The sequence below is a fragment of the Monashia sp. NPDC004114 genome (genome assembly GCF_053603855.1).
The window spans coordinates 199433-222702 of sequence record NZ_JBSGGK010000002.1 but is presented as its reverse complement, the minus strand read 5'-3'; the positions used below and the strand labels follow the sequence as shown (position 1 = coordinate 222702).

At 71.0% G+C, this 23270-nt stretch carries 19 protein-coding genes; 11 read left to right on the top strand and 8 right to left on the bottom strand.

Going from position 1 to position 23270, the window contains the following annotated elements:
• The first annotated feature begins 6 nt into the window (after positions 1 to 6).
• Both ACWEOW_RS03785 and ACWEOW_RS03780 read left to right on the top strand, forming a co-directional pair.
• Entirely contained in the window at positions 7 to 1068 is a 1062-nt protein-coding gene (locus tag ACWEOW_RS03785) for a threonine aldolase family protein (RefSeq protein ID WP_452267817.1), read from the top strand.
• Between the two features lie 107 nt (positions 1069 to 1175).
• Complete coding sequence (locus tag ACWEOW_RS03780) at positions 1176 to 2891, top strand: alpha/beta hydrolase (protein WP_452268026.1); 1716 nt, start codon at positions 1176 to 1178, stop codon at positions 2889 to 2891.
• Positions 2892 to 2980: 89 nt separating this feature from the next.
• On the opposite strand, the gene ACWEOW_RS03775 is transcribed toward ACWEOW_RS03780, so the two are convergent.
• From ACWEOW_RS03775 to ACWEOW_RS03765, 3 genes are all read right to left on the bottom strand, one after another.
• Positions 2981 to 3880, bottom strand: coding sequence for a DMT family transporter (locus tag ACWEOW_RS03775; protein ID WP_452267816.1), 900 nt, complete (start codon positions 3878 to 3880; stop codon positions 2981 to 2983).
• An 11-nt stretch (positions 3881 to 3891) separates the two neighbouring features.
• Positions 3892 to 5931 carry a Stk1 family PASTA domain-containing Ser/Thr kinase gene (gene pknB, locus ACWEOW_RS03770; RefSeq protein WP_452267815.1) on the bottom strand — a complete coding sequence of 680 codons (2040 nt, stop codon included), beginning with the start codon at positions 5929 to 5931 and terminating at the stop codon, positions 3892 to 3894.
• An 86-nt stretch (positions 5932 to 6017) separates the two neighbouring features.
• Positions 6018 to 6962: a LysM peptidoglycan-binding domain-containing protein gene (locus tag ACWEOW_RS03765; protein WP_452267814.1), complete on the bottom strand. Its 945-nt coding sequence runs from the start codon at positions 6960 to 6962 to the stop codon at positions 6018 to 6020.
• A 306-nt stretch (positions 6963 to 7268) separates the two neighbouring features.
• Between ACWEOW_RS03765 and ACWEOW_RS03760 the strand changes: the two genes are divergently transcribed.
• Positions 7269 to 7652, top strand: a complete 384-nt coding sequence (locus tag ACWEOW_RS03760) for an Rv2175c family DNA-binding protein (protein WP_452268025.1) — start codon at positions 7269 to 7271, stop codon at positions 7650 to 7652.
• 34 nt (positions 7653 to 7686) lie between these two features.
• Here the strand turns inward: ACWEOW_RS03760 and ACWEOW_RS03755 are convergent, their stop codons facing one another.
• Positions 7687 to 8793, bottom strand: a complete 1107-nt coding sequence (locus ACWEOW_RS03755; RefSeq protein WP_452267813.1) for a polyprenyl synthetase family protein — start codon at positions 8791 to 8793, stop codon at positions 7687 to 7689.
• A gap of 92 nt (positions 8794 to 8885) precedes the next feature.
• Here ACWEOW_RS03755 and metF point away from each other — a divergent pair, with 92 nt between their 5' ends.
• On the top strand, positions 8886 to 9794 hold the full coding sequence (metF, locus tag ACWEOW_RS03750; protein ID WP_452267812.1) for a methylenetetrahydrofolate reductase [NAD(P)H]: 909 nt from the start codon (positions 8886 to 8888) through the stop codon (positions 9792 to 9794).
• A 10-nt stretch (positions 9795 to 9804) separates the two neighbouring features.
• Here the strand turns inward: metF and ACWEOW_RS03745 are convergent, their stop codons facing one another.
• Both ACWEOW_RS03745 and ACWEOW_RS03740 read right to left on the bottom strand, forming a co-directional pair.
• Positions 9805 to 10557, bottom strand: coding sequence for a DUF4126 family protein (locus tag ACWEOW_RS03745; RefSeq protein WP_452267811.1), 753 nt, complete (start codon positions 10555 to 10557; stop codon positions 9805 to 9807).
• Between the two features lie 314 nt (positions 10558 to 10871).
• A complete protein-coding gene (locus tag ACWEOW_RS03740) occupies positions 10872 to 11408 on the bottom strand; it encodes a YbaK/EbsC family protein (protein ID WP_452267810.1) in 537 nt (178 codons plus the stop codon).
• Between the two features lie 238 nt (positions 11409 to 11646).
• Here ACWEOW_RS03740 and ACWEOW_RS03735 point away from each other — a divergent pair, with 238 nt between their 5' ends.
• The 6 genes from ACWEOW_RS03735 (at position 11647) to ACWEOW_RS03710 (ending at position 19737) form a co-directional block, all read left to right on the top strand.
• Entirely contained in the window at positions 11647 to 12141 is a 495-nt protein-coding gene (locus tag ACWEOW_RS03735) for a DUF6504 family protein (protein ID WP_452267809.1), read from the top strand.
• A 43-nt stretch (positions 12142 to 12184) separates the two neighbouring features.
• Entirely contained in the window at positions 12185 to 12634 is a 450-nt protein-coding gene (locus ACWEOW_RS03730) for an SAV_6107 family HEPN domain-containing protein (RefSeq protein WP_452267808.1), read from the top strand.
• 185 nt (positions 12635 to 12819) lie between these two features.
• The gene (locus tag ACWEOW_RS03725; protein WP_452268024.1) at positions 12820 to 16683 is read left to right on the top strand and encodes a DNA polymerase III subunit alpha; all 3864 of its coding nucleotides are present in this window, start codon (positions 12820 to 12822) and stop codon (positions 16681 to 16683) included.
• 258 nt (positions 16684 to 16941) lie between these two features.
• Complete coding sequence (locus tag ACWEOW_RS03720) at positions 16942 to 17706, top strand: class I SAM-dependent methyltransferase (protein WP_452267807.1); 765 nt, start codon at positions 16942 to 16944, stop codon at positions 17704 to 17706.
• Positions 17707 to 17829: 123 nt separating this feature from the next.
• Complete coding sequence (dinB, locus tag ACWEOW_RS03715; RefSeq protein WP_452267806.1) at positions 17830 to 19203, top strand: DNA polymerase IV; 1374 nt, start codon at positions 17830 to 17832, stop codon at positions 19201 to 19203.
• A 129-nt stretch (positions 19204 to 19332) separates the two neighbouring features.
• Positions 19333 to 19737, top strand: a complete 405-nt coding sequence (locus tag ACWEOW_RS03710; protein ID WP_452267805.1) for a DUF3040 domain-containing protein — start codon at positions 19333 to 19335, stop codon at positions 19735 to 19737.
• A 164-nt stretch (positions 19738 to 19901) separates the two neighbouring features.
• On the opposite strand, the gene ACWEOW_RS03705 is transcribed toward ACWEOW_RS03710, so the two are convergent.
• Both ACWEOW_RS03705 and ACWEOW_RS03700 read right to left on the bottom strand, forming a co-directional pair.
• Positions 19902 to 20390, bottom strand: coding sequence for a DUF456 domain-containing protein (locus ACWEOW_RS03705; RefSeq protein ID WP_452267804.1), 489 nt, complete (start codon positions 20388 to 20390; stop codon positions 19902 to 19904).
• Positions 20391 to 20496: 106 nt separating this feature from the next.
• Entirely contained in the window at positions 20497 to 20721 is a 225-nt protein-coding gene (locus ACWEOW_RS03700) for a DUF7455 domain-containing protein (RefSeq protein ID WP_452267803.1), read from the bottom strand.
• A 364-nt stretch (positions 20722 to 21085) separates the two neighbouring features.
• Between ACWEOW_RS03700 and ACWEOW_RS03695 the strand changes: the two genes are divergently transcribed.
• Complete coding sequence (locus ACWEOW_RS03695) at positions 21086 to 23221, top strand: DNA gyrase/topoisomerase IV subunit B (protein WP_452267802.1); 2136 nt, start codon at positions 21086 to 21088, stop codon at positions 23219 to 23221.
• Positions 23222 to 23270: the final 49 nt, after the last annotated feature.

Sequence of the window (23270 nt, the reverse complement as noted above, 5' to 3'; positions counted from 1 at the left end):
GCGCCTGTGACCGCCAGCCCGTACCACGCAGACCTGCTCAGCGACACCCTCACCAAGCCGTCCGACGCGATGCGCGCCGCGATGGCCACCGCGGAGGTCGGCGACGACGTCTTCGGTGAGGACCCCACCCTGCGGGCCCTCGAGGAACGGGTCGCCGGCATGCTCGGCCAGGAGGCCGCCCTCTTCACGCCGTCCGGGTCGATGGCCAACCAGCTCGGCGTGCGCGTGCACGTCAGGCCGGGCGAGGAGCTTGTCGGAGACTCGCTTGCCCACGTGGTGCGAGCCGAGCTCGGTGCGGCGGCGGTGCTGTCGGGCATCTCGTCGCGCACCTGGGTGTCCGAGCGAGGCCGTTTTCGGGCGGACGACGCCGCCGCCCTGATGATCACCGGCGTCGGCCCGTACCAGGTGTGCACCTCGCTGGTCGTCGTCGAGAACACCCACAACTTCGGCGGTGGCACCGTCCAGCCGATCGAGGAGATCCGCCGGGCCCGCTCGGTCACCCGCGAGCGCGGGGTGGCGATGCACCTCGACGGGGCGCGCCTGTTCAACGCTCATGTCGCCTCGGGCGTGTCGCTCACCGACTACGGTCGCGAGTTCGACACGGTGTCGGTCTGTCTGAGCAAGGGCCTCGGCGCACCGGTCGGAAGCGTGCTCGCCGGCTCGGCAGAGGCGATGGCCGAGTCGCGCATCTGGCGCAAGCGCTTCGGAGGCGGCATGCGTCAGGCCGGGATCCTTGCTGCTGCGGGCCTCTTTGCGCTCGACAACAACATCGAGCGACTCGCCGACGACCACGCGCGCGCCCGGCGGGCGGCCGAGGCGATGGTGGAGGCTGTGCCCGGCTCGGTCGACCTCACCACGGTCGAGACCAACATCGTCATCGTCGACGTCTCCGCGGCCGGGTGGGCGTCTTCGGCGTTCGTCGCGGCGGCGCTCGACGCAGGCGTGCGGACGTATGCCGTGGGGCCGGGTGCCGTGCGCCTCGTCTGGCACCTCGACGTTGACGATGCAGGCACCGACGCCGCGATCGACGTCCTCACCGGCCTGCTCCGCAACCCGCCGACCGCCTGACTTCTCGGACTCCGACGGCGACAACCCGACGCGTTTCTCCGGTGCGCGTGGGTTCGAGGCCCTACGTTGGGGCCGTCAGGGGCCCGGACGTCCAGGAGGTCGCCTTGGTGCGCCAGACCGATCCAGATGAGTCCACGTCGGCCATGGGTGCGTCCACCCAGCCGGCGCAGACACCGCCTCCCACCGGCATGCTGAACCGCATGGTCCGGTGGGCGAGGCTCACGCTCCCCGGCTGCTGGGGCGCGGTCGTCTTCGCAGCGGTGTCCTACACCCCGTCGCTGTTGCCTCGGGGCGGGCTCCTCCAGGGCATCGTCTGCGGCATCACGGGCGCCATCGGCTACGGCCTCGGCGTGACCGTCGCGTGGATCTGGCGAGCCTTCGCCGACCGGCAGGCCCGTCCGCCGCAGCCGAGGTCGTGGCGGGTGTTCCTCATCGCCGGTGGCGCCCTGCTGGCGCTCGCGTTCGGCTTCGGCCAGTACTGGCAGTACGAGATCCGTCGGATCATGGGGGTCGACGAGTACAACATCGCCCTCGTCATCCTGTCGCCGCTGTTCGCGGTCGTGCTGTTCGGGCTGCTGCTCGCTGCCGGACGCGGCATTCGCGCGCTCTACCACCGCGTCGTCCACCTGCTCAAGCGGTGGATCGGCCCGCGCGCCGCGAACTTCGTCGGCTGGGCGCTGGTCGCCTCGTTCGTCTACCTGCTCGTCACCGGGGTGCTGCTCGACGGCCTCCGGAACATCGCGGACCAGACGTTCTCGGTCCGCAACGGCATCACCGAGGAAGGCGTGACGCAGCCGACGACGGCCCTGCGATCCGGCGGAGCCGGGTCCCTCGTGCCCTGGGACACGCTGGGTCGCGAGGGACGCACGTTCGCCGCGTCCGGCCCGTCGGCGAGCCAGATCCAGGCGGTCATCCACCATGCGGCTAAGGAGCCGATCCGCGCCTACGCGGGCCTGGAGTCCGCCGACGACGCCGAGGCCAGGGCCCGCCTGGCGGTCGACGACCTCGCTCGGGCCGGAGGCTTCGACCGAGCCGACCTGCTCGTCATCACGACGACCGGGAGCGGCTGGGTCGACCCGGCCCTCATCGACAGCTTCGAGTACCTCAGCGGCGACTCGGCGGCAGTGGCGATGCAGTACTCCTACCTGCCCTCGTGGATCTCCTACCTGGTGGACCAGTCCAAGGCCCGAGAGGCCGGGCGGGCGCTCTTCGACGCGGTCTACGAGCACTGGATCGGCCTGCCACAGGACCACCGCCCGCGGCTGTATGTCGCCGGCGAGAGCCTCGGGTCGTTCGGTGGGGAGACCGCCTTCAGCGGCGAGTTCGACCTGCGCAACCGGACCGCAGGCACGGTCTTCGTCGGACCGCCCAATTTCAACACCCTGTTCCGCGAGTTCTCCGACCACCGCGACTCGAACAGCATGGAGATCCAGCCGGTCTACAAGGACGGCCGCACCGTGCGCTTCGCCAGCGACGCCAGCGCGGACATCCCACCCGACGGCCAGCCCTGGGAGGGCAACCGGGTGCTGTACCTCATGCACGCCTCCGACCCGATCGTCTGGTGGAGCCCGAACCTCATCTTCAGCGAGCCTGACTGGACCAGCGAGCCGCCCGGCAAGGACACGCTCGACATGATCTGGATCCCCTTCGTCACGTTCTGGCAGGTGACGGCCGACCTCCCCTTCTCGACGGGCGTGCCGGGCGGGTTCGGCCACAAGTACACCGAGGAGCAGGTCGACGCGTGGAATGCCGTCCTCAAGCCTCAAGGGATCACGCCGGACGTGCTCTCCGCGGTGCGCGACGCCGTCGCTCACGACGACTGAGTCGGGCCGCCATGCTTGTGGGGCCGGAGGCGTGGCCCGACCCTGCAAGCATGGCGTGAGAGCCGAGGCAGAGCTTCCGGGGAGATGGGTCAGACCTCGTGGTGGAGGGCCTCCGCGGGCAGCTCACCGGGGCGTCGGCGCGCGAGGAGCTCGACGGCATACATGGCGGTCAGCACGAGGGCGCCGCCGACGAGCATTCGCCACGTCAGGGACTCGTCGCCGAGGGTGACGGCGAAGAAGGCCGCGAACACCGGCTCCAGGGTCATCACGATCGCCGCCCGCGTGGCGGGCATGTGCGCCTGGGCCCAGGTCTGGACCCACAGCGACAGGATGCTCGCAAAGACGACCATGTAGAGCACGGAGGCCCACTGCGCCGGAGTGGTCGGCAGGACCACCCCGCCCGGGAGTGCACCGATGAGGCAGATGACCCCGATGACGACCATCTGCACGACGGACAGGCCCGTCGCGCTGTCCGCCGAGGTGAACCTGCCGAGGCCGACGATGTGCAGCGCGTAGAGCGCCGCGGCGAGCAGCGTGATGGCCTCGCCGACACCGACCGAGAGCCCGTTGAGCGACAGGAGGGCCAGGCCGGCCGTCGCGAGTCCTACTGCGGCCCAGGTTGATCCGGGCACGCGTTCTCGAAGTAGCACGGCCGTGAAGATCGGTGTGAGCACAACGTAGGTGCCGGTGATGAACCCCGACACCGATGCCGGCGTCGTGGCGAGGCCCTGTGTCTGGAAGATCTGGGCGAGGCCATAGAGGGCACCGAGGCCGAGGCCGATGACGAGCTGCCGCCGGGTCAGGGCGCGCACCGGCTTCCAGAACAGCACCAGCATGATCACTGCAGCCAGGCAGAACCGCACGGCGAGGAAGTCGACCGGTGGGATCACGTCGACGAGATCGCGGATCAGGAAGAAGGTCGAGCCCCACACGGCGGTCAGGGCCACGAGCAGGAGCGTGGCAAGGCGCGACTGCGCAGCAGGGTGCATGGGGCGGCGACTCAGACGATCGTCAGCGTGATGGTGCTGCCCTTGGGGGCGGACTGGCCGGGCGTCACGCTCTGGACACGGACGAGGTCGAACAGCTTTCCGAACGGGTAGTCCTTCTGGACCTTGAACCCGAGGTTGGTGAGGGTCTTCTCGGCCTGTGCGACGGGCTGGCCCACGACGTTGGGCACCTGGACCATCACCGGTCCCTTGGAGACGACGATGGTGACGGTGTCGCCGCGGTGAAGGGTGCCGTTCGCCGGGGTCTGCGAAACCACCTGTCCCGCCGCCACGGTGTCGCTGTTGACGTCGTCACCGCGAGCGACCTTCAGGCCGGCACCGGTGATCGTTGCGGTCGCGGCATCGACGGGCGAGCCGCGGACGTCGGGGACCTTGATGGGCTGTCGGCCCTTGGACACGACGAGCGCGACCATGGTCGCCCGCCGAACCGACGTGCCCGGCGCCGGGATCTGCGAGATGACGACGCCCTGGGGCACTGTCTCGCTCCACTTCCCCTCCGTCTCGCCGACCCGAAGCGTGAGTGGCGCGAGCACTGCGGTGGCGTCGGCGGCCTTGGTGCCGACGAGCTTGGGCACGGCATACCGCTCCTGGCCCTTGGACACGACGACGTTGACCGTCGAGCTCTTGGCGACCTCGGTGCCGGGGGCCGGATCGACCCGGATGACCACGCCCTTGGGCTTGGTCTCGGAGAACTCCTCGGTCTGGTCGATCGACAGGGAAGCCTGGTCGATGGCGGCCTGAGCCGCGCTTACCGGCTGGCCGAGGACCGCTGGCACGACGGTCACGCCGCCGGGACCGGCGGTGAACCACCAGCCGGCCGCGCCGCCGAGCACGAGCAGTGCCGCTGCGAGCCACCAGGGCCACCGGGCCCGCCGGCGGCGAGTCCGGCTCAGTGGCAGGGCGGTGGTCCGCTCGACCTGCGGCTCGCGCGGGTCCTCGTCGTGGACGGGAAGCCCGGCGAGGGCCGAGCGGGACGATCGCGCGGCGTGGTCGTCGAAGTGGCCAGGACCCTCATCCGGCATGCGGCGCGAAGACGTGCCTGAGGGCGCCGCCTCGGAGAACGCGTCGGCGATCGCGTAGCGCGAGCCGTCGGCGACCGCGCCGGCCACCGCGCCGGCCGACGGCGGCAGGCCGGGGGAGGACCGCACGTCGACGGCGACGCCACGCCGGTCGAGGTCGGCCGGCGTGAGCTGGGACCGGACGCTGCGCAGCGCGGAGACGAACTCCGTCGCGGACTCGAACCGGTCGTCCGGCTCGAGGGCCGTGGCGCGAGCGACCAGCAGGTCGAGCTCGGGCGGGACGGCGTCGACGATCGAGGACGGCTCGGGAATCGAACCGTGGACGTGCTGGTAGGCGATCTGGATCGGGGTGTCGCCCGTGACCGCCTTGCGCCCGGTGAGCATCTCGAACAGGAGCAGCCCGGCTGCGTACACGTCGCTGCGCTGGTCGGCCATACCGGACTCGACCTGCTCGGGGGACAGGTACGACACCGTGCCGAGCAGGACGCCCGTCTGGCTCGTCGTGGACTGGTTGGTGATGGCCCGCGCGAGGCCGAAGTCGGCGACCTTGACCTCGCCGTCCCGCCGGACGATGACGTTCTCCGGCTTGACGTCCCGGTGGATCATCCCTGCCGAGTGGGCCGCCCGCAGGGCGAGCAGGATCGGCTCGAGGATCGCCAGCGCCTCGCGGGCCGTGAACGGCGCCTCCTCGTGGATGACGTCCCGCAGGGTCTTCCCGTCGACGAGCTCCATGGCCAGGAACACGTCGCCGTCGTCCTCGCCCTGGTCGTAGACGGCGACGACGTTGGGGTGGCTGAGGCGGGCGGCCGAGCGGGCCTCGCTCCGGAACCGCTCGACGAAGACGTCATCGGTGGCCAGGCCCGGGCGCATGATCTTGAGGGCGACCTGCCGGTCGAGGCGTCCGTCCAGCGCCACGTAGACAGAGGCCATGCCCCCGTCTGCGAGGTGAGAGAGGATCCGGTAGCGACCGTCGATGACCCGACCGACGAGCGCGTCCGCCACGCTGGACGTCACGGGGGAAGTTTACGGGCTGAACCAGCGCATCCCGTGCAGGCCAGCCGCGGGGACGGCAGCTTCGGGGGTGCGCCCGGCCTGGGCGTTCAGAGCTTGGCGTAGATGGCGAGGACTGCCGCGACGTACTTCTTCGTGTCCTCGTACATCCCTTTGGTCCGCACCGAGCGCAGTCCCTGGTAGTACCCCGCGATCGCCTCGTCACGGTCGTCGGCCGTGGCCTGCAGCGCACGGAGGATGAGCACACCGGCGGTGATGTTGTCCTGGGTGTCGTAGCGGTCGAGGGTGCGACCGGCGAGCTCCGACGCCCAGGCGATGGAGGTGGGCATGATCTGCATGACCCCGACCGCGTCGGTGTACGACACGGCCCGCTGGAACCAGCCGGACTCGAGCCAGCCGACCGCGAGCGCGAGCTTAGGGTCGACGCCGTGCCGGGTCGCCGTGGCTCGAATCATGTCGGCCGTCTGGGCGCGCGTCGGGACCTGCTCGTGGGCGAGCTTCGCCTTGCTTGCGGCAACTGCCTTCTCGGTCTTCGTGGATGGCTTGTACCCGGCCGGCGGGGCGGTGCTCGGAGCAGGAGGCGCTGGCGGCGCGGGCACGATGATGCGCTGGCCGACGAAGATGAGATGAGCGTTCTTGAGCGTGTTTGCGGCAAGCAGCTTGGTCAGAGACACGTGGTAGCGCACGGCGATGCCGGACATCGTGTCGCCCGCCTGCACGATGTGGACGCGTCCCGTGGCGGCCGGCTTGGAGGCCCCGGGTTTCGGCGTCGTGGGCTTCGAGGTGGGCTTCGAGGTGGGGGCCGCGCTGGCCGGGCCCGGCACCTGCAGCCGCTGCCCGATGTGGATCATCGCTCCGCCGCCGGCCAGCTCGTTCTTCTCCACGAGGGCGGCGACCGTGGTGTGGTGCGCTATCGCGAGCGCCCAGAGGGTGTCGCCTGGTCGCACCACGACAGTGGTCCAGGTCTGAGGTCTGACGGGGGCAACGACGGCGTGGGGCGGCTGCGCCAGCGCGGCGACGTCGGCGAGGGGCATTCCGGAGGTCCTTTCCTGAGCCCGAGTGCTGTGATGCGGCGCGTGGAGGGGTTCGGGAAGGGCTTTATGGTAGTTGAGTGAGCAGAGTGACGCATGTGACGTTAGCGCACAGTTGAGCACTAAAGTGAAAATACAACATTGTAATTCGTGCCTCTGCGAGCGCCCCGTGGCGCCTGGGCGCTACCTCGGCCAACCCGTATGCCGGCTCATCGCGTCACCATGTCGCGCCCCGCCAGGCGCGCAGTGGCAGACTTTTCGCTCGTGAGCGACAAGCAGGTGCGGTCGAGCCAGACCGACGGGACGAACCTGACCGAATCCGGTGACGACACGGCCGGCGACCTCGAGTCGCTGGTGGGCGAGTGGCTGACGGTCCCCGACATCGCGGAGCAGCTGGGAGTGCCGCTGGCGAAGGTGCGGCAGTACCTCGCGGACCGTGAGGTCCTCAGCGCTCGCATCGGGCCACGGCGGGTGCCGTCGGTGCCGGCGAAGTTCTTCGACACGGCGGGCCCCCGACCCGAGCTGCGGGGCACCTTCACCGTGCTCGCCGATGGTGGCATGGACGACGGCGAGATCATCGAGTGGCTCTTCACCCCTGACCCCACGCTCCCGGTCGAGGGGGCGCCGATCGATGCGCTCCGCGCTGGGCACAAGACCGAGATCAGGCGCCGAGCGCAGGAACTCGCCTTCTGACGAGCGGGCCCGCGGAGCTCGCCCGCCGCCGCGGTCAGGCGTGACGCGCCGTCGACACGTCGACGAGCTCCTCCAGCACGTCGAGCGCGTCGGCGTCGAACTCGCCGGTCCCCCGAGCCTGCTCCACCGCCTTGCGGGAGTCGTCGGCGAGCGCCGTGATCAGCCCCTCGACCCGATCCACCGCGCCGGTCCTGACGAGCACCTCCCGGATCTGCTCGACCCCGGACAGGTCGAGGTCGTCGCGGCCCAGCAGTCCTTCGACCGTCGCGCGATCCATGTCGGACGCCGCGTCGAGTGCGTGGGCGACCAGAACCGTCCGCTTGCCTTCGCGCAGGTCGTCGCCGGCGGGTTTGCCGGTCGCTTCCGGGTCGCCGAACACGCCGAGCAGGTCATCCCGCAGCTGGAACGCCTCGCCGAGCGCAAGGCCGTAGTCGGACAGCGGGGCGAGCGAACGATCTGGGGCCCCGCCGACAAGCGCGCCGATGAGCAGCGGGTGCTCGATGGTGTACTTCGCGCTCTTGAAGCGAATCACCTTGCGTGCCGATGCGACTCGCGCGTCGAGGTCAAGGCCTTCCCACCCGCGGACAGACTCCAGGAGGTCCAGGAACTGGCCGCCCATGAGCTGGGTCCGCATGGTGTCGAACAGCTGTCGGCCGCGGGCGAGCTCGGCAGCCGGCAGGCCACAGGTCGAGTAGAGCTCGTCGCACCAGGTGAGGCAGAGGTCACCGGCAAGGATCGCCGTGCCCTCGCCGAACCGGTCCGGGTCGCCTGCCCAGCCGCGCTCGCGGTGCAGCGTGGCAACGGCGCGGTGTGCGGACGGCATACCTCGTCTGGTGTCGCTGCGGTCCATGACGTCGTCATGGAGCAGCGCGGCACCCTGGAAGAACTCCATGCTCGCGGCCAGGCGGACCACGGCATCCGAGTCGGCCCCGCCGGCGGCGCGGTAGCCCCAGTAGAGGAAGCGGGCGCGCAGGCCCTTACCCCCGGTCAACAGGCCCGACACGGCCGCGACGAGCGGAACGGTCTCGTCGCCGATGACAGCCAACGACTCCGTGGCCCCGGCGATCTGGGCATCGATCGCCTGCTGGACCCGACGGCGGAGCACGTCGAGTTCGGTGGGGGTCTGCACGGCGTCCTCCATCGAGTCGGGAATCGTGGTCAGCCTACGCGGAGCCGTGGTCGGCCTGTGAACAGCCCGCACGACGTGGACACGAGCGGCCTATCGTGTGCGGCATGGCACACGGCACGGCATCCTCGATGGCTCGGGCGGAGCGGTTCACCCGATCGATCCCGGCGATGATCGCTGCTGACACGCCCACGTTCAGCTTCGAGTTCTTCCCGCCGCGCGACGAGGCCGCCGTCGGGCAGCTCTGGGAGGCGATCCGCAGGCTCGAGAAGGTCTCGCCGAGCTTCGTGTCGATCACCTACGGCGCGGGCGGAAGCACCCGCGACCGGACGGTGCGACTCACCCAGCGCGTGCTCGAGGAGACGTCGCTGACTCCGATGGCGCACCTCACGTGCGTCGGCCACTCGATCTCTGAGGTCCGCGGCATCGTCGGGTCGTACGCCTCGGCCGGGGTGCGCAACATCCTCGCGCTGCGCGGCGACCCTCAGGGCGGTCTGGGTCAGCCGTGGGTGGCGCACCCCGAGGGTTTCGACCACGCCGACGAGCTCGTCGGCCTCGTCAAGGCTCTCGGGGACTTCACGGTGGGCGTCGCGGCCTTCCCTGACGGGCACCCGGAGTCACGCTCCGTCGATGAGGACGCCGAGACGCTGATCCGCAAGGAGCGCGCGGGAGCGGAGTTCGCCATCACACAGATGGTGTTCGACGTCGACAACTACCTGCGGCTGCGCGACGAGCTCGCCCGACGCGGTTCCCGACTGCCCGTCGTGCCCGCGATCATGCCGATCACCAACGCACGCCAGGTCATCCGGATGGCCCAGCTGGCAGGGCAGCCGATGCCGCGAGCCATCACCGAGCGGCTTGACCGCCACGGTGACGACGCCGAAGGCGTGCGTGCCGAGGGCCTGGCGATCGCCACCGAGTCGTCCCGTCGCCTGCTCGACGAAGGTGCGCCGGGCATCCACTTCATCACGATGAACCGCTCGTCGGCGACGCTCGAGGTGTTCGGGAGCCTCTGAGCCGCGCGCCCTACCGCGGATCCTCGCCGGCGCTCTCAGGGTCGGCGGGAGCGGCCGACCGGGTCGACGGGCCCACCTGCGGCGACGCTTCTCGCCGCGGGATCGGCTGGGTCGGCGGTGAGCCTGGCGGTGAGCCTGCTCGCGGGGCGGTGCGCGGGGTAGACGGCTGCGAGATGCCGACGCGTTCACCCCAGGCGTCGTAGCGTCGCTTGAGGCGACGGATCCGCCCGGCCAGCTTGTAGACGATCCAGGCGCCCAGGGCGAGCAGGACCAGGGCGATCGTCGCCGCGGCCCAGGGATGGGCGATGGCCAGCGCGGTGACCCCGGTGACAGTCACGTCCTCGGAGGTGCTGACCACGATGTTGCTCGCCGGTTCGGGTGAGGTGTTGATGACACCGCGCAGGCCGGCCTTGATGCCGTGCGAGATGAGGGCGGTGACGCCGCCCGTGGCCGCACCGATCGCGGCGTCGAGGCTCGCGGTGTCATGGCCGATGAGGTAGCCGATGGTCGCGCCCACGGCCGGTCGGATCACCGTGTGGATGGTGTCCCAGACCGAGTCGACGTACGGGACCTTGTCGGCGACGAGCTCGACGACGAAGAGGATCCCGGCGATGACGAGCACGTCGGTGCGCGCCAGAGCGTCCGGGATCTGGCTGAGGTGGAACGCCTTGTCGGCAAGGCCCAGCACGAGCACCACAAGGTACGCGTTGATTCCGCTGCCCCACCCGGTGGTGAAGGCCATGGGGATGAGCTCGGTGCCCATGTCGCTCCTTGCGTGCTGTGGCGAGAACACGGTTCCAACATCTGGGACGGTGCCCTATTCCCGACCAGCGTGCAACGAGGTGACACGAGAGACGACGCACATGGAGCCCGATCCGCGAGCGGACGGCACCCCTGCAACCCTCCGTTCGCGGACCGTGCCCGCACGACAGACTCTGCCGGGTGGTGCGGGCGTGGCGCCTGAGCACTCCTACTCACGTGGGCGATGGCCGGGGTCCGCCGACCCGACATGCGGGTGCCCTGACCCGTGCGGGCGCAGCCTTGGATGGGCGTCGATGTGGCGTGTGGGAGGGCGGGTCAGCCCGGCGGGCGTACCGAGACCGAGCGTCCGCCGGTGATCCGGACGAGCTCGTCATGTGACGTGGGAAAGACGGTGTGCGGGTGACCAGCGGCCGCCCACACGACAGCCTGCTGGGCGAGTGCAGCGTCGACCAGCGTCGTCACCGGGGTCGTGTGGGCGACGGGCGCGACGCCACCGATCGCGAATCCCGTTGTGGCTCTGACGAACTCAGGGTCAGCTCTGCCAACCGACGTGAAGCCCTGCTCGGCTGCGAGGTGGCCGGTGTCGACGCGATGGCCTCCGGATGTGAGCACGAGCAGGGGGATCCGCGACCCGTCGGAGCGGGTCGCCAGGAACACGAGGGAGTTCGCGATCGCCGACACCGAGGTGCCGAGTGCCTCGGCTGCCTGGGCCGCCGTCCGAGCTGCGCCGTCGAGGACCACGACCTCGCCCGCGACGCCGGCATCCGTCAAGGCGGTGCGGACCCGTCGGACCGAGGGATGGTCGAGCACGGCGGACGGGTTCTGCGGCGTCGGGGCGTCTATCTGGACCATGAGCGCCACCGTAGCGTCGGCGTTCACCCGACTCGCCGGACTTGCTTGACACGGTGTCGGCGCCGGGGGCTACGCTGTGCGTATCGAACACATGTTCGAAACAGATGTTCGAGTCAGTGGTCTGTCCAGCCAGTATTTTCAGTCAGCTCAGTCGTCGGTTGGTGTCGGGTTGCTCGTGTGGGGCGCGAGCGGCCTGGGTCGTGATGTCCGGCCTCGACGTGTCCGAGGGAGACGTGTCGTGGTGCGCAGGTTCAGCGATCCCGTGAGGGTCAAGGTCCAGGTCGCGGTGCCGGCCGAGGTGCCGGTGCGAGTGCAGCGGAACGTGCCGGTCAGACGGCCTGAGAGCGTGCCGGTCGGGGTGCAGGGGGAGGTGCCCGCTGAGGCACCCACCGCCCCGGCCGGCACCCCGGACGTGCCGAGCGAGGTGCCGGTGAAGCTGCACTCGGGCGCCGTCCCCGCCGCGTTCATCTGGCGCGGCCGCCTCTATGTCGTCCGCGACGTGCTCGCCCACTGGCGGGAGCGGCGGGCCTGGTGGCGCGACGCCCTCGAGGCCGACGAGGAGCACGTACGCCCGGGCCAGACGCTCGCCGCGGCCGCGAGCGAGCAGCACATCTGGCGGGTCGAGGCGAGCCCCGGGTGGTCGTTCGCACCCGGCGTCTACGACCTGGCCCATGACGAGGCGGCGGGCCACGACCCGAGCGACCGGTGGTCGCTCGTCCGTATCGCCGACTGACCGCGTGACTGACGAACCATCCGTGACGAGAAAGGAGCCGATCGTGACCACCGCCCCGCTACGCCGACCGCCGATCTCGGTCGCCGTGCTCGACCTGCTCGAGCGAGCCCGCACGACCCTCGAGGCCGCGTGCCGCACCTCCGACGCGTCCGAGCGGTACCGCGACGCGCATCTCGGCGCGCTGCGGGCCGGGGCTGCGGTGGTCGCCGCCCGCACGGCGCCGACGCCGCGGGCGCGACCACGCAGTGTCTGGCAGGTGCTGCCCGGCGTCGCACCTGAGCTGGGGGAGTGGGCGGCATTCTTCGCGGCATGCTCGGCCCACCGCTCGGTCATCGACCGTGGCGGCCACATCTCGGTCCGGGAAGCCGACGACCTGCTGCGCCAGGCCGAGATGTTCCTCGAGATCGTCCAGGACCTCCTCGGGGTGCCACTGACCATCCCGCTGCCCCAGTCGATCACCCCCGTGTCGAGGAGCCGGGCGAGCGGAGCGTGACCAGTGGCATGACGAGCACCACCAGCACAGCGACGACAACCGGTACGACCAGCACGACGGACGCCACCAGCACGACGGACGCCACCAGCACGAACAACAGCGCGACGGACGCGACCGGCCGCAGCACCGCGCACCGTGTGCCGGTCGAGACCTTCGTGCACCTGCACGTCGCGTCGGGCTACTCGATGCGCTACGGCACGGCCAAGCCGCATGAGCTCGTCGAGCGGGCCGCCTCGTGGGGTCAGCCCGCCCTTGCGCTGACCGACCGCGACGGCCTCTATGGCGCAGTGAAGTTCGTCCGGTCGTGCATGGACCACGGGGTCGCCCCCATCCTGGGCGTCGACCTCGCGCTCGGCCGGGAGGCGCCGGAGCGCCGGGCCAAGTCCGTCCGCACCCCGGTGCGGGGCGGTGCCCTCGTCGACCCGCGGCTGCCCCGGGTCACGGTGCTCGCGCGAGGGAGCGCCGGCACCGGCCTGTCGCCGGGGGAGGGATGGGCTGCCCTCTGCCGGCTCGTCACGGCGACCCATCTGCGCGGCGAGCGCGGCACCCCCGTCACGACGGCGCGCGTCGTCGCCGACCACGCCGGAGCGCCACCGGAGCCCGGGGACCCCGCCACCCGGCATACCGGCCCATCGGGCATGGCGCAGGAGAAGTCGACCCGAGTCCCGCGGCTGGTCGTCCTGCTCGGGCCCGACTCCGACGTCGGCCGCGAAGTCCTCGCCAAGCGGCACGGCCGCGCCAAGGCGGCGCTCGAGCGCTGGGTGGCGCTCCTGCCGCCGGGCGGCGCCGTCGTCGAGGTGGTCTGCCACGGAGGCCCTGAGCACCTGCCCGGCAGCCTCGGCCAGGCGGGCCGGATGCTTGCCTTGGCGCGGGAGGTCGGGGTGCCGAGCGTCATCACCGCGGCGGTCCGACACGCCGACCCGCAGGACGCCGCCATCGTCGACGTGCTCGACGCCGCCCGTCGACTCGTGGCGCTCGACGAGCGCCACCTCGACCGCGTCACGACGGCGGGCCACCTGTCGCCGACGCCGCTCATGCACGCCTTGGCGCTCGACGTCGTCCAGGTCTCCGGCCCTGGCCTGGTCGGTGGCGGCGCCCTCGCGCGCGAGCAGGCCCGTGCGCTCATCGCCCGCACGACGACGCTCGCCACCGAGTGCATCCAGGACCCCCGCGCAGACCTCGGCATCGGCTCGGTGCACCTGCCAGAGCCAGGCGTCCTCGGGATCCGGGCCGGGGTCAACCCGCAGCAGGTCCTCGCGCGCCGGTGCCGTGAGTCGATCGCAGTCCGCTACCCGGGCCGCCCCGAGAGCGAGCTCGCTGCCGTGAGCGACCGGCTCGAGGACGAGCTCGCGGTCATCGACTCCCTCGGTTACGCGACGTACTTCCTCACCGTGGCGCAGGTCTGCGACCTCATCCGCGAGATGGGGGTTCGCGTCGCAGCGCGCGGCTCGGGCGCCGGCTCGCTCGTCAACTACCTGCTCAGCATCTCCGGCGTCGACCCCATGCGGCACGGCCTGCTCATGGAGCGGTTCTGCTCGCCCCTGCGGGCCGAGCTGCCCGACATCGACATCGACGTCGAGTCGGCCCGCCGCACCGACATCTACGAGCGGGTGCTCGAGCACTTCGGCGGGGAGCGGGTCACGTGCGTGTCGATGATGGACACCTATCGAGTGCGCCATGCGATCCGCGACGCTGGGGCGGCGCTCGGCCTGCCCCCACCCGAGGTCGACGCGATGGCCAAGGCGTTCCCGCACGTCGCGGCGCGCAACGTCCGCTTCGCGCTCGCCGAGCTGCCCGAGCTGCGGGCGAGCGGGCTCGACGTGCCACGCCTGCAGCTGATGTTCGACATCGTCGAGCGGCTCGACGGCCTGCCGCGACACATCGCGCTGCACCCGTGCGGCGTGGTCCTGTCGGACTCCGGACTCCTCGACCGCACGCCGGTCGAGGCGAGCTGGCTCGGTTTTCCGATGAGCCAGTTCGACAAGGACGACGTGGAGGAGATGGGGCTCCTCAAGCTCGACATCCTCGGCATCCGGATGCAGTCGGCGATGGCGCACGCCGTCGACGAGGTCGAGCGGGTCGACGGCCTGCGGGTCGACCTCGACGACGAGGGTCAAGTGCCGTTCGACGACGAGGCGACCTTCGAGCTGGTCCGGTCGACCCGAACGCTCGGCTGCTTCCAGATCGAGAGCCCAGGGCAGCGTGAGCTCATCGGCAAGTTCGGGCCACAGAGCTTCGACGACCTCATCATCGACATTTCGCTCTTTCGCCCCGGGCCGGTCAAGAGCGACATGATCATCCCGTTCCTCAACGCCCGACAGGGCTGGAAGGACCCGTCCTACCTCCACCCGACGCTCATCCCCGCGCTCGAGCAGACCGAGGGGGTCGTCGTCTTCCACGAGCAGGTGCTCATGATCGTCGCCGAGACGACCGGGGTGACCCTGGCCCAGGCCGACGAGGTGCGCCGGGCGCTCGGCACGACCGACGGGCAGGCCTCGGTCGAGAGCTGGTGGCGGCCGGCCGCAACGGCGCGGGGCTACGACCCCGAGGTCGCCGACAAGATCTGGGAGGTGCTCAAGGCGTTCGCGTCCTTCGGCTTCTGCAAGGCGCACGCAGCGGCCTTCGCCCTGCCGACCTACCAGTCCGCCTGGCTCAAGGCGCACCATCCGGCCGCCTTCCTCGCTGGGGTGCTCACCCACGACCCAGGCATGTACCCCAAGCGCCTCATTCTCGACGACGCACGTGCGTTCGGCATCGAGATCCTCGGCCTCGATGTCAACGCGTCAACCGGCACCTACCGGTTCGAGCGCACCGAGGACGGCCGGGAGGCGATCCGGCTGTCGCTCGCCGACGTGAACGGCATCAGCGGGGTCGAGGTCGCCCAGGTCGTCGCCGGTCAGCCCTACACCAGCCTCTCGGACTTCTGGCAACGCGCCCACGTCTCGCGTCCGGTGGCCGAGCGGCTCGTGCTGGCCGGTGCCTTCGACACGATCCACGCCATCGACCTCGGCGGGCCGTCCCGCCTCGACGAGGGCAGTGGCCGGGCAACGGTCCGGCGCGCGCGCAGCGGGCTGGGTCGCCGCGGGAAGGTGACCCGCCGCGACCTGCTGCTGCACGTCGCCGAGCTCGACCGGTGGTCGGCCTCCCAGCGGACCAGTCGCGCGGCCTCCGCCGCGGACCGGTCGCGGCGGCGAGTGACGTCTGTGTCCGCCGACGGCGACATCGGAGCGCTGGCGGCCGCCCAGTCACAAGCGCCCGCGAGCGTCCCCGACCAGATGCCCACCCAGCTGGCCCTCGACCTCGGCGACGCCCCACGGCTCTCGGCGACGAGCGGGCTGCCCGAGATGACCGGCCCGGAGCGGGTCCGGGCCGAGCTCGAGGTGCTCGGGCTCGACGCGAGCGGGCACGTCGTCGACTTCTACGCCCCGATGCTCGACGCGCTCGGCATCACCCGCGCCCGGGACCTGCTGACCGGGCGCAGCGGCCGGGAGGTCTGGGTCGCCGGCGTCAAGGTGGCCACCCAGACGCCACCGGTGCGTTCCGGCCGCCGCGTGGTGTTCCTCACCCTCGACGATGCGACCGGACCGGTCGACCTGACCTTCTTCGAGGACGTCCAGGGGCCGTATGCCGCCACCGTCTTCCACTCATGGCTGCTCCTGTGCCGCGGACTGGTCCGTCGCACCGGCCCGAAGGGCGTGTCGATCCGGGCCACCGGGGCGTGGGAGCTCAGTGCACTCCAGGACGCCTGGACGACCGGGGGGATCGGCGCGGTCCGGGATGCGCTCGACGCGGCCGACCGGACCGCGTGGGAACGCGCGGCGGCCCTCGACGGTCCCGGCGAGGCGCCACGCGGAGTGGGCGAGACCCGCGACGGCCGCAGGGTGCTGGTCCACGCGTCGGGGTTCAAGCAGTCGCCGTACGTCGACATCAGGCCTGCCGGCGAGGAGGTCCGCGGTGCCCGTGGCACGTCGGGGCTGGTCCCCGCCGACGCCGTCGACGGGCCGCCACGCAAGCTCTGGCATGCCAGTCCCGGCAGCGCGGGGCACTAGGGTGAACCTGCACACGAACCGCCCCACCACCGACCACTCGACCGACCACGCCACCGACCACGCCACCGACCACGCGACCGACCACGCGACCGACCATGTGACCGGCAAGCAGCCTGACCACCTGACCGGCCATCCGGCCCGCCAGCACACCCAGCGCCAACCTGGGCGCGGGGCCGGTGCGGCGGCCGTCCGGCAGGCAACCGGGCACGCGACCCGGCGCGCGGGCCGGTTCGCGCGACCCAGCAGACGGAGGATCCCGTGCCCGACGAGCACCGCCCCCAGCGACGTGGTGGGGTCCGGCCCTCTGCCGTCGTCTCGGCCGTCGCCCGGCTTGCCGCGGAGTGCTCCGAGCGCCTCGGCCGCCCGATCGAGGTCCTCGACCTGGGTGGCGGGACGGGCGGTGTCGCGGTCCCGCTCGCCGAGGCCGGCCACCGGGTCACCGTCGTCGACCCGAGCCCCGATGCCCTCGCTGCGCTGGCTCGACGGGCTCGCGAGGCGGGCATCGTCGACCAGGTCAGCGGGGTGCAGGGTGACGGCGACTCGCTCAGCACCGTCCTTGCCGGTAGCCAGGTCGACCTTGCTTGCTGCCACGGCACGCTCGAGTTCGTCGACGACCCGGCAGCCACCCTGCGCGCTCTCGGCGCCGCACTGCGGCCAGGCGGGGTGCTCTCGCTCCTCGTGGCCGGACGTCTCGCGGTCGTGTTCGCCAAGGCCATCGCAGGAGAGTTCGCGCAGGCTCGGTCCGCGCTCGTCGACCCGTCGGGCCGCTGGGGCGGCACCGACCCCCTGCCGCGCCGGTTCGACGTCGACGAGCTCGAGGCGCTCCTCGCCGGGGCCGGCTTCACCGAGGTCCATGTGCGCGGCACCGACATCCTGCGGCATCTCGTCCCGGCCTCCCTCATCGACTCCGACTCCGACCGCGCGGCGCTTGCCGAGCTCGACGACCTGCTCGTCACCGGCCCAGGCCGCGAGTTCCTCCGGACGCTCGGCAATGCCTTGCACGTCGTCGCCCGCCGCGGCTGAGGTCACGCCGGCTCTACCGCGCCGGAATGCGGTCCGGCCGGCACCGCGAGCCCCGTGGCACGCTTGCCTCGCCGGTCACATCGGGTCGCCGACGACCGGCGGGTGTCTTCGCGTAGGTGCACGGTGAGTCGCCGACAGTTCACGGCACCGACCCGCAACGACGCGGAGCCGCCCGACGACACCGGGTGCACCGTCCTGCATGTCGACATGGACGCCTTCTACGCCTCGGCATCACTCATCTCCCGGCCCGACCTCAAAGGCAGGCCGGTGATCATCGGCGGGGCGAGCGGCCGGTCCGTCGTGCTGTCGGCGACCTACGAGGCCCGGGCCTTCGGAGTCACCTCCGCCATGCCCATGGCTCGCGCACAGCGGCTCTGTCCGCAGGCGGTGATCATCGAGCCCGACCATCGGCGCTACTCGGCGATCTCCGACGCCGTCATGGCCACGTTCGCCTCGATCACCGACAGCGTCGAGCCGCTGTCCCTCGACGAGGCCTTCCTCGACGTGTCAGGGGCCGTGCGCCGCCTCGGTCGCCCGACGGCCATCGCCGAGCAGCTGCGCGACACGATCGCCGACGAGCAGGGCATCACCTGCTCGGTCGGCGTAGCCTCGACGAAGTTCGTCGCGAAGCTGGCCTCCAACCTCGCCAAGCCCGATGGCCTGATCGTCGTGCCCCGCGACGAGGTTGTCTCGTTCCTGCACCAGCTGCCGGTCGGTGCCATCTGGGGAGTCGGCGACAAGACCGAGGAGCAGCTGCACCGCCTCGGCCTGCGCACCGTGGCCGACCTCGCACACACCCCCGTCGAGACCTTGCAACGAGCCCTCGGTGACGTCGCGGGCCGCAGCCTGCACGACCTCGCCTGGGGTCATGACCCGCGCACGGTGGTCCCCGAGCGGCGGGAGAAGTCGATCGGCGCCGACGAGACCTTCTCGCATGACATCGACGACCCCCTCCGGATCCACCGGGAGCTGCTCCGGCTCGCCGACCGGACGGCGGCGCGCGCACGCGCGGCCGGGATGACCGGGCGGACCGTGTCGATCAAGGTCCGCTTCGCCGACTTCACGACCATCACCCGGGCCAAGACGCTGCGCCACCACACGGACGTGTCGAGGGACATCTTCGCCACCGCGCGAGAGCTCTACGACCGGCTGGGTCTGCAGCGGGCGCGGATCCGGCTCGTCGGGGTGCGGCTCGAAGGGCTGATCCCGACGGCGGCGGCCCCGATCCAGGCGAGGCTCGACGAGCCGGAGCACGGGTGGCGCGAGGCCGACCGGGCGGTCGACCGAGCCGGAGCCCGGTTCGGTGCCGGCTCCGTGCGCCCCGCGAGCCTGCTGCCCGATCAGCCCGCCCGTCCCGAGGACCCCGACCCTCGCGAGGCGCGCCGCAGGTCGAGCCCACCGGCGCGGCGCCGGACCGACCCCTGGACCCGCCGAGGCGAGGCCCGTCGGGCGGTCGACCGGCCGCCCGAGGACCGCAAGGACCCGCCGACGGGCTAGCGTGACCGACCTGACCTCCCCTCAGGTTCCCATCGCGGGCAACGCGACTTATCCTGAAGGAAAGCAACACGTGTCGGCTGGTTCGACATACGATTGCGAAACAGTCGAGATCGCACAGGGAGGTGCCGAGTGGCACTCTCGGAACACGAGGAAGCCCTGCTCCAGCAGATGGAGGAAGCCCTCTACGCCGAGGATCCGCGGTTCGCGTCACGGATCCAGAAGTCGAACTCGCGAGTCCTGGGCCGAGGCCGCATAGTGGCCGGCGTCGTGGCCGGCGTGGCCGGCCTGGCACTCGTCGTGTTCTCCGCCATGAGCAGCGCCATCTGGCTCGGCGCGGTCGGCTTCGCGATCATGGTTGCCGGCATCGTCTACGCGATCACGCCGTCAAAGACCAAGCTGGCCGCAGTGGGTAACGACGGCAACCCCAAGCCCCGCAGCGGCAGCGGCGGTGCGAAGACGGGTCCATCGAAGCAGGCGTCGTTCATGGAGCGCCTCGAGGAGCGTTGGGAGAAGCGTCGCCGCGACCAGTGGTGACAAACCCAGACATTCACGACGGCCGCCGGACGATGTCCGGCGGCCGTCGTGCTGGGCGGGCCCGGCCCAGTGCTCGCGCAGTGGCACCCCGCCGCCGACCTGGCCGGACGCCGGCCCGCTGCATCGGGGATCGACGCCTCCGAGCGCGCCGCCTCAGACCTCGGTCAGGGCCGGGTGAGGTAGACCGCGACCCCCCAGGTCGTCATGATGGCGAAGGCCGTGACCAGCTCGATCCCCATGTTGAGGCCCACGGCGCGGATCGCCTGCCCCGTGGCCCGCCAGGCCGCCGCGTGCTCGCGGTGCTTGGCCAGCTCCAGCAGGTAGATGGCCAGGACGAACGCCAGCGGTCCTCCGACGACAGGAACCACGAAGAAGCCCACCACCGCGACGCCCAGCGCGACCGCGATGACCCAGGAGTCGACCCCGGCCTTCTTCATCCGCCGCCCAGGCAGGACGTACTGCAGCACGATCGCTGCGGCATACAGCGCCGTCGCAATGCCGAAGACCAGCCAGCCCGCGGTGCCTTGGACCTCGAGCGCCCACACGAGGGTGGCCGCCCACACCAGCATGAGCCCGGGCAGCACCGGCACCACGATCCCCGCGGTCCCCACGAGCATCGCGAGGAACACCAGGACGTTGGTGCCGTTGATCACGGGGCACCTCGATCAGGGCTGGCCCCGACCGGCCCGGCTCCGCGACGGTTCGCAGGCACGGGCTCAGCGGGACGTGGTGGTATCAGAGGGTCCGACGGTCCAGGGGTCAGCGCTCGTCGACTGACGCCGAGGTTGCGGTCTCGTTGAGCCGCTCGGACTCATCGTGGATGTCGATCGCCTTGTCCATGAGCGCCGGGATGTGCTGACGGCCGTGGTGTGCGCAGAAGAGGAGCTCTCCGCCGGTGACGAGGCGGGCGCGGATGTACGCCTGGGCCCCACACCGGTCGCAGCGGTCTGCTGCCGTCAACTCGGGTGCCAGTGCTGTCGTCATCTCTGTGCTCGCCTTCTTTCTCTTCCTCAGGGGTCCCGTCGTACGAACCCTGTCACGTACCTACGACGCTCGACGCGGGCTTTTCGTGCCCGGCCGCACCTCGCGGACGTTCCAACAGTGAATCACGCCGAAACCTTCCCGGCGGCGAGGCCGGGGCCACCTGCCGCCCCTCGCACCCGGATCGTTACGTGTCAGCCCTCCCGGAGAACCGCACATCGGGGCGGTCCCGGGACGAACCGGTCGGTCTCGACCGGTGGACCGCGAGCCTGCGTGGCCCCGTCGGCGCGGGTCGTTAGGCTGCCAGTGCCGGCCGGCGTACACCTGCCGACCGACTGCTCACCGAACGAAGGAAGACCGACTCACCGTGGCCTCCGCCTCCCGCCCCGCACCCTCCGGCAACGGCGACTACACCGCTCGCCACCTCCAGGTCCTCGAAGGTCTCGAAGCGGTCCGCAAGCGGCCGGGCATGTACATCGGGTCCACCGACCAGCGCGGCCTCATGCACTGCCTGTGGGAGATCATCGACAATGCGGTCGACGAGGCCCTGGCCGGAGTCTGCACGGACATCTCGGTCATCTTGGGCGCCGACGGCTCGATCGAGGTGCGCGACAACGGCCGCGGCATCCCGGTGGACATCGAGCCCCGCACGGGCCTCTCCGGGGTCGAGGTCGTCTTCACCAAGCTGCACGCGGGCGGCAAGTTCGGTGGCGCGTCGTATGCCGCCACAGGTGGCCTTCACGGGGTCGGCGCCTCGGTGGTCAACGCGCTGTCCTCTCGCCTCGACGTCGAGGTGGACCGGGCGGGCAAGACCTACGGCATGAGCTTTCGCCGCGGCGAGCCCGGCACGTTCACCGACGCCGCAGGTCGCCCGCACTCGCCGGAGTCGTCCTTCACGCCGTACGAGAAGAAGAGCGCCCTGCCGGTCATCGGCAAGGCGCGGCGTGGCGCGACGGGGTCACGGATCCGCTTCTGGCCCGACCGTCAGATCTTCCTCAAGGACGCCGAGCTCGACTACCCCGCCATCGCCGACCGGGCGAGGCAGACCTCCTTCCTCGTGCCTGGGCTGCGGCTCGTCCTGCGCGACGAGCGGGGCCTGCCGGGCACGCCCAGCGCCGATGGGCCGGTCGAGGAGGTCTTCCAGCACGACGGCGGCATCACCGACTTCGTCGAGTTCCTGGCGCCGGACGCCGCGATCACCGACGTCTGGCGCCTCGAGGGATCGGGCACCTTCACCGAGACCGTGCCCGTGCTCGATGTCAACGGCCACATGACGCCGACCGAGCTGGAGCGCGAGTGCGAGGTCGACGTCGCGCTGCGCTGGGGCCAGGGCTATGACACGAAGGTCCAGTCCTTCGTCAACATCATCACGACGCCGAAGGGCGGCACTCATGTCGTCGGCTTCGAGCAGGCCCTGCTCAAGGTGTTCCGGCGGCAGCTGGAGGTCAACGCCCGGCGGCTCAAGGTCGGCAGCGACAAGCCGGAGAAGGACGACATCCTCGCCGGGATGACCGCGGTCGTCACTGTGCGCCTCGCCGAGCCGCAGTTCGAGGGCCAGACCAAGGAGGTCCTCGGGACCAACGCAGTGCGGGCCATCGTGGCGCGGGTGGTGGAGGAGGCGCTCGGCGCCCGTCTCGGATCCACCCGTCGTGCCGACAAGGACCAGGCCACCCGGCTGCTCGAGAAGGTCGTCTCCGAGATGAAGACGCGCATCAGCGCGCGTCTGCACAAGGAGACCCAGCGTCGCAAGAACGCCCTGGAAAGCTCCTCGCTCCCGGCGAAGCTGCGGGACTGCCGCACTACCGACGTCGACCGCTCCGAGCTGTTCATCGTCGAGGGCGACTCCGCCATGGGCACCGCGAAGGAGGCCCGCAGCTCCGAGTTCCAGGCGCTGCTGCCGATCCGGGGCAAGATCCTCAACGTCCAGAAGGCGACGATCTCGGACATGCTCAAGAACGCCGAGTGTGCCTCGATCATCCAGGTGATCGGCGCCGGCTCCGGCCGGACGTTCGACCTGGACGCCGCCCGCTACGGCAAGGTCATCATCATGACCGACGCCGACGTCGACGGCGCCCACATCCGCACGCTGCTGCTCACGCTGTTCTTCCGCTACATGCGCCCCCTCGTCGAGGCCGGGCGCGTCTATGCGGCCATGCCCCCGCTGCACCGCATCGAGGTGATCAACCAGGGCTCGAAGAAGAACGAGCTCATCTACACCTACAACGAGCTCGAGATGCGGCGCACCGTCTCGCGGCTCGAGAAGAGCGGCAAGAGGATCAAACAGCCGATGCAGCGCTACAAGGGCCTCGGTGAGATGGACGCCGACCAGCTCGCCGACACGACCATGGACCCGCGTCACCGCACCCTGCGCAAGGTGACGATGCGCGACCTCGAGGCCGCCGAGCGGATCTTCGACCTGCTCATGGGCAACGAGGTCGGCCCTCGAAAGGACTTCATCATCGAGTCCGCCGCCGACGTCGACCGTGAGCGGATCGACGCCTGAGGCCCAGGCCCGGCCTCTGAGGCGCGGGCGCTCGGGAGGAGCCTGCCGG

Excerpts from the sequence above, each read along its gene's own strand:
- ACWEOW_RS03775 (WP_452267816.1), bottom strand. The coding sequence starts at position 3,880 with ATGCACCCTGCTGCGCAGTCGCGCCTTGCCACGCTCCTGCTCGTGGCC.
- ACWEOW_RS03765 (WP_452267814.1), bottom strand. The coding sequence starts at position 6,962 with ATGCCCCTCGCCGACGTCGCCGCGCTGGCGCAGCCGCCCCACGCCGTC.
- ACWEOW_RS03755 (WP_452267813.1), bottom strand. The coding sequence starts at position 8,793 with ATGGAGGACGCCGTGCAGACCCCCACCGAACTCGACGTGCTCCGCCGT.
- metF (WP_452267812.1), top strand. The coding sequence starts at position 8,886 with ATGGCACACGGCACGGCATCCTCGATGGCTCGGGCGGAGCGGTTCACC.
- ACWEOW_RS03745 (WP_452267811.1), bottom strand. The coding sequence starts at position 10,557 with ATGGGCACCGAGCTCATCCCCATGGCCTTCACCACCGGGTGGGGCAGC.
- ACWEOW_RS03740 (WP_452267810.1), bottom strand. The coding sequence starts at position 11,408 with ATGGTCCAGATAGACGCCCCGACGCCGCAGAACCCGTCCGCCGTGCTC.
- ACWEOW_RS03725 (WP_452268024.1), top strand. The coding sequence starts at position 12,820 with ATGCGCTACGGCACGGCCAAGCCGCATGAGCTCGTCGAGCGGGCCGCC.
- ACWEOW_RS03700 (WP_452267803.1), bottom strand. The coding sequence starts at position 20,721 with ATGACGACAGCACTGGCACCCGAGTTGACGGCAGCAGACCGCTGCGAC.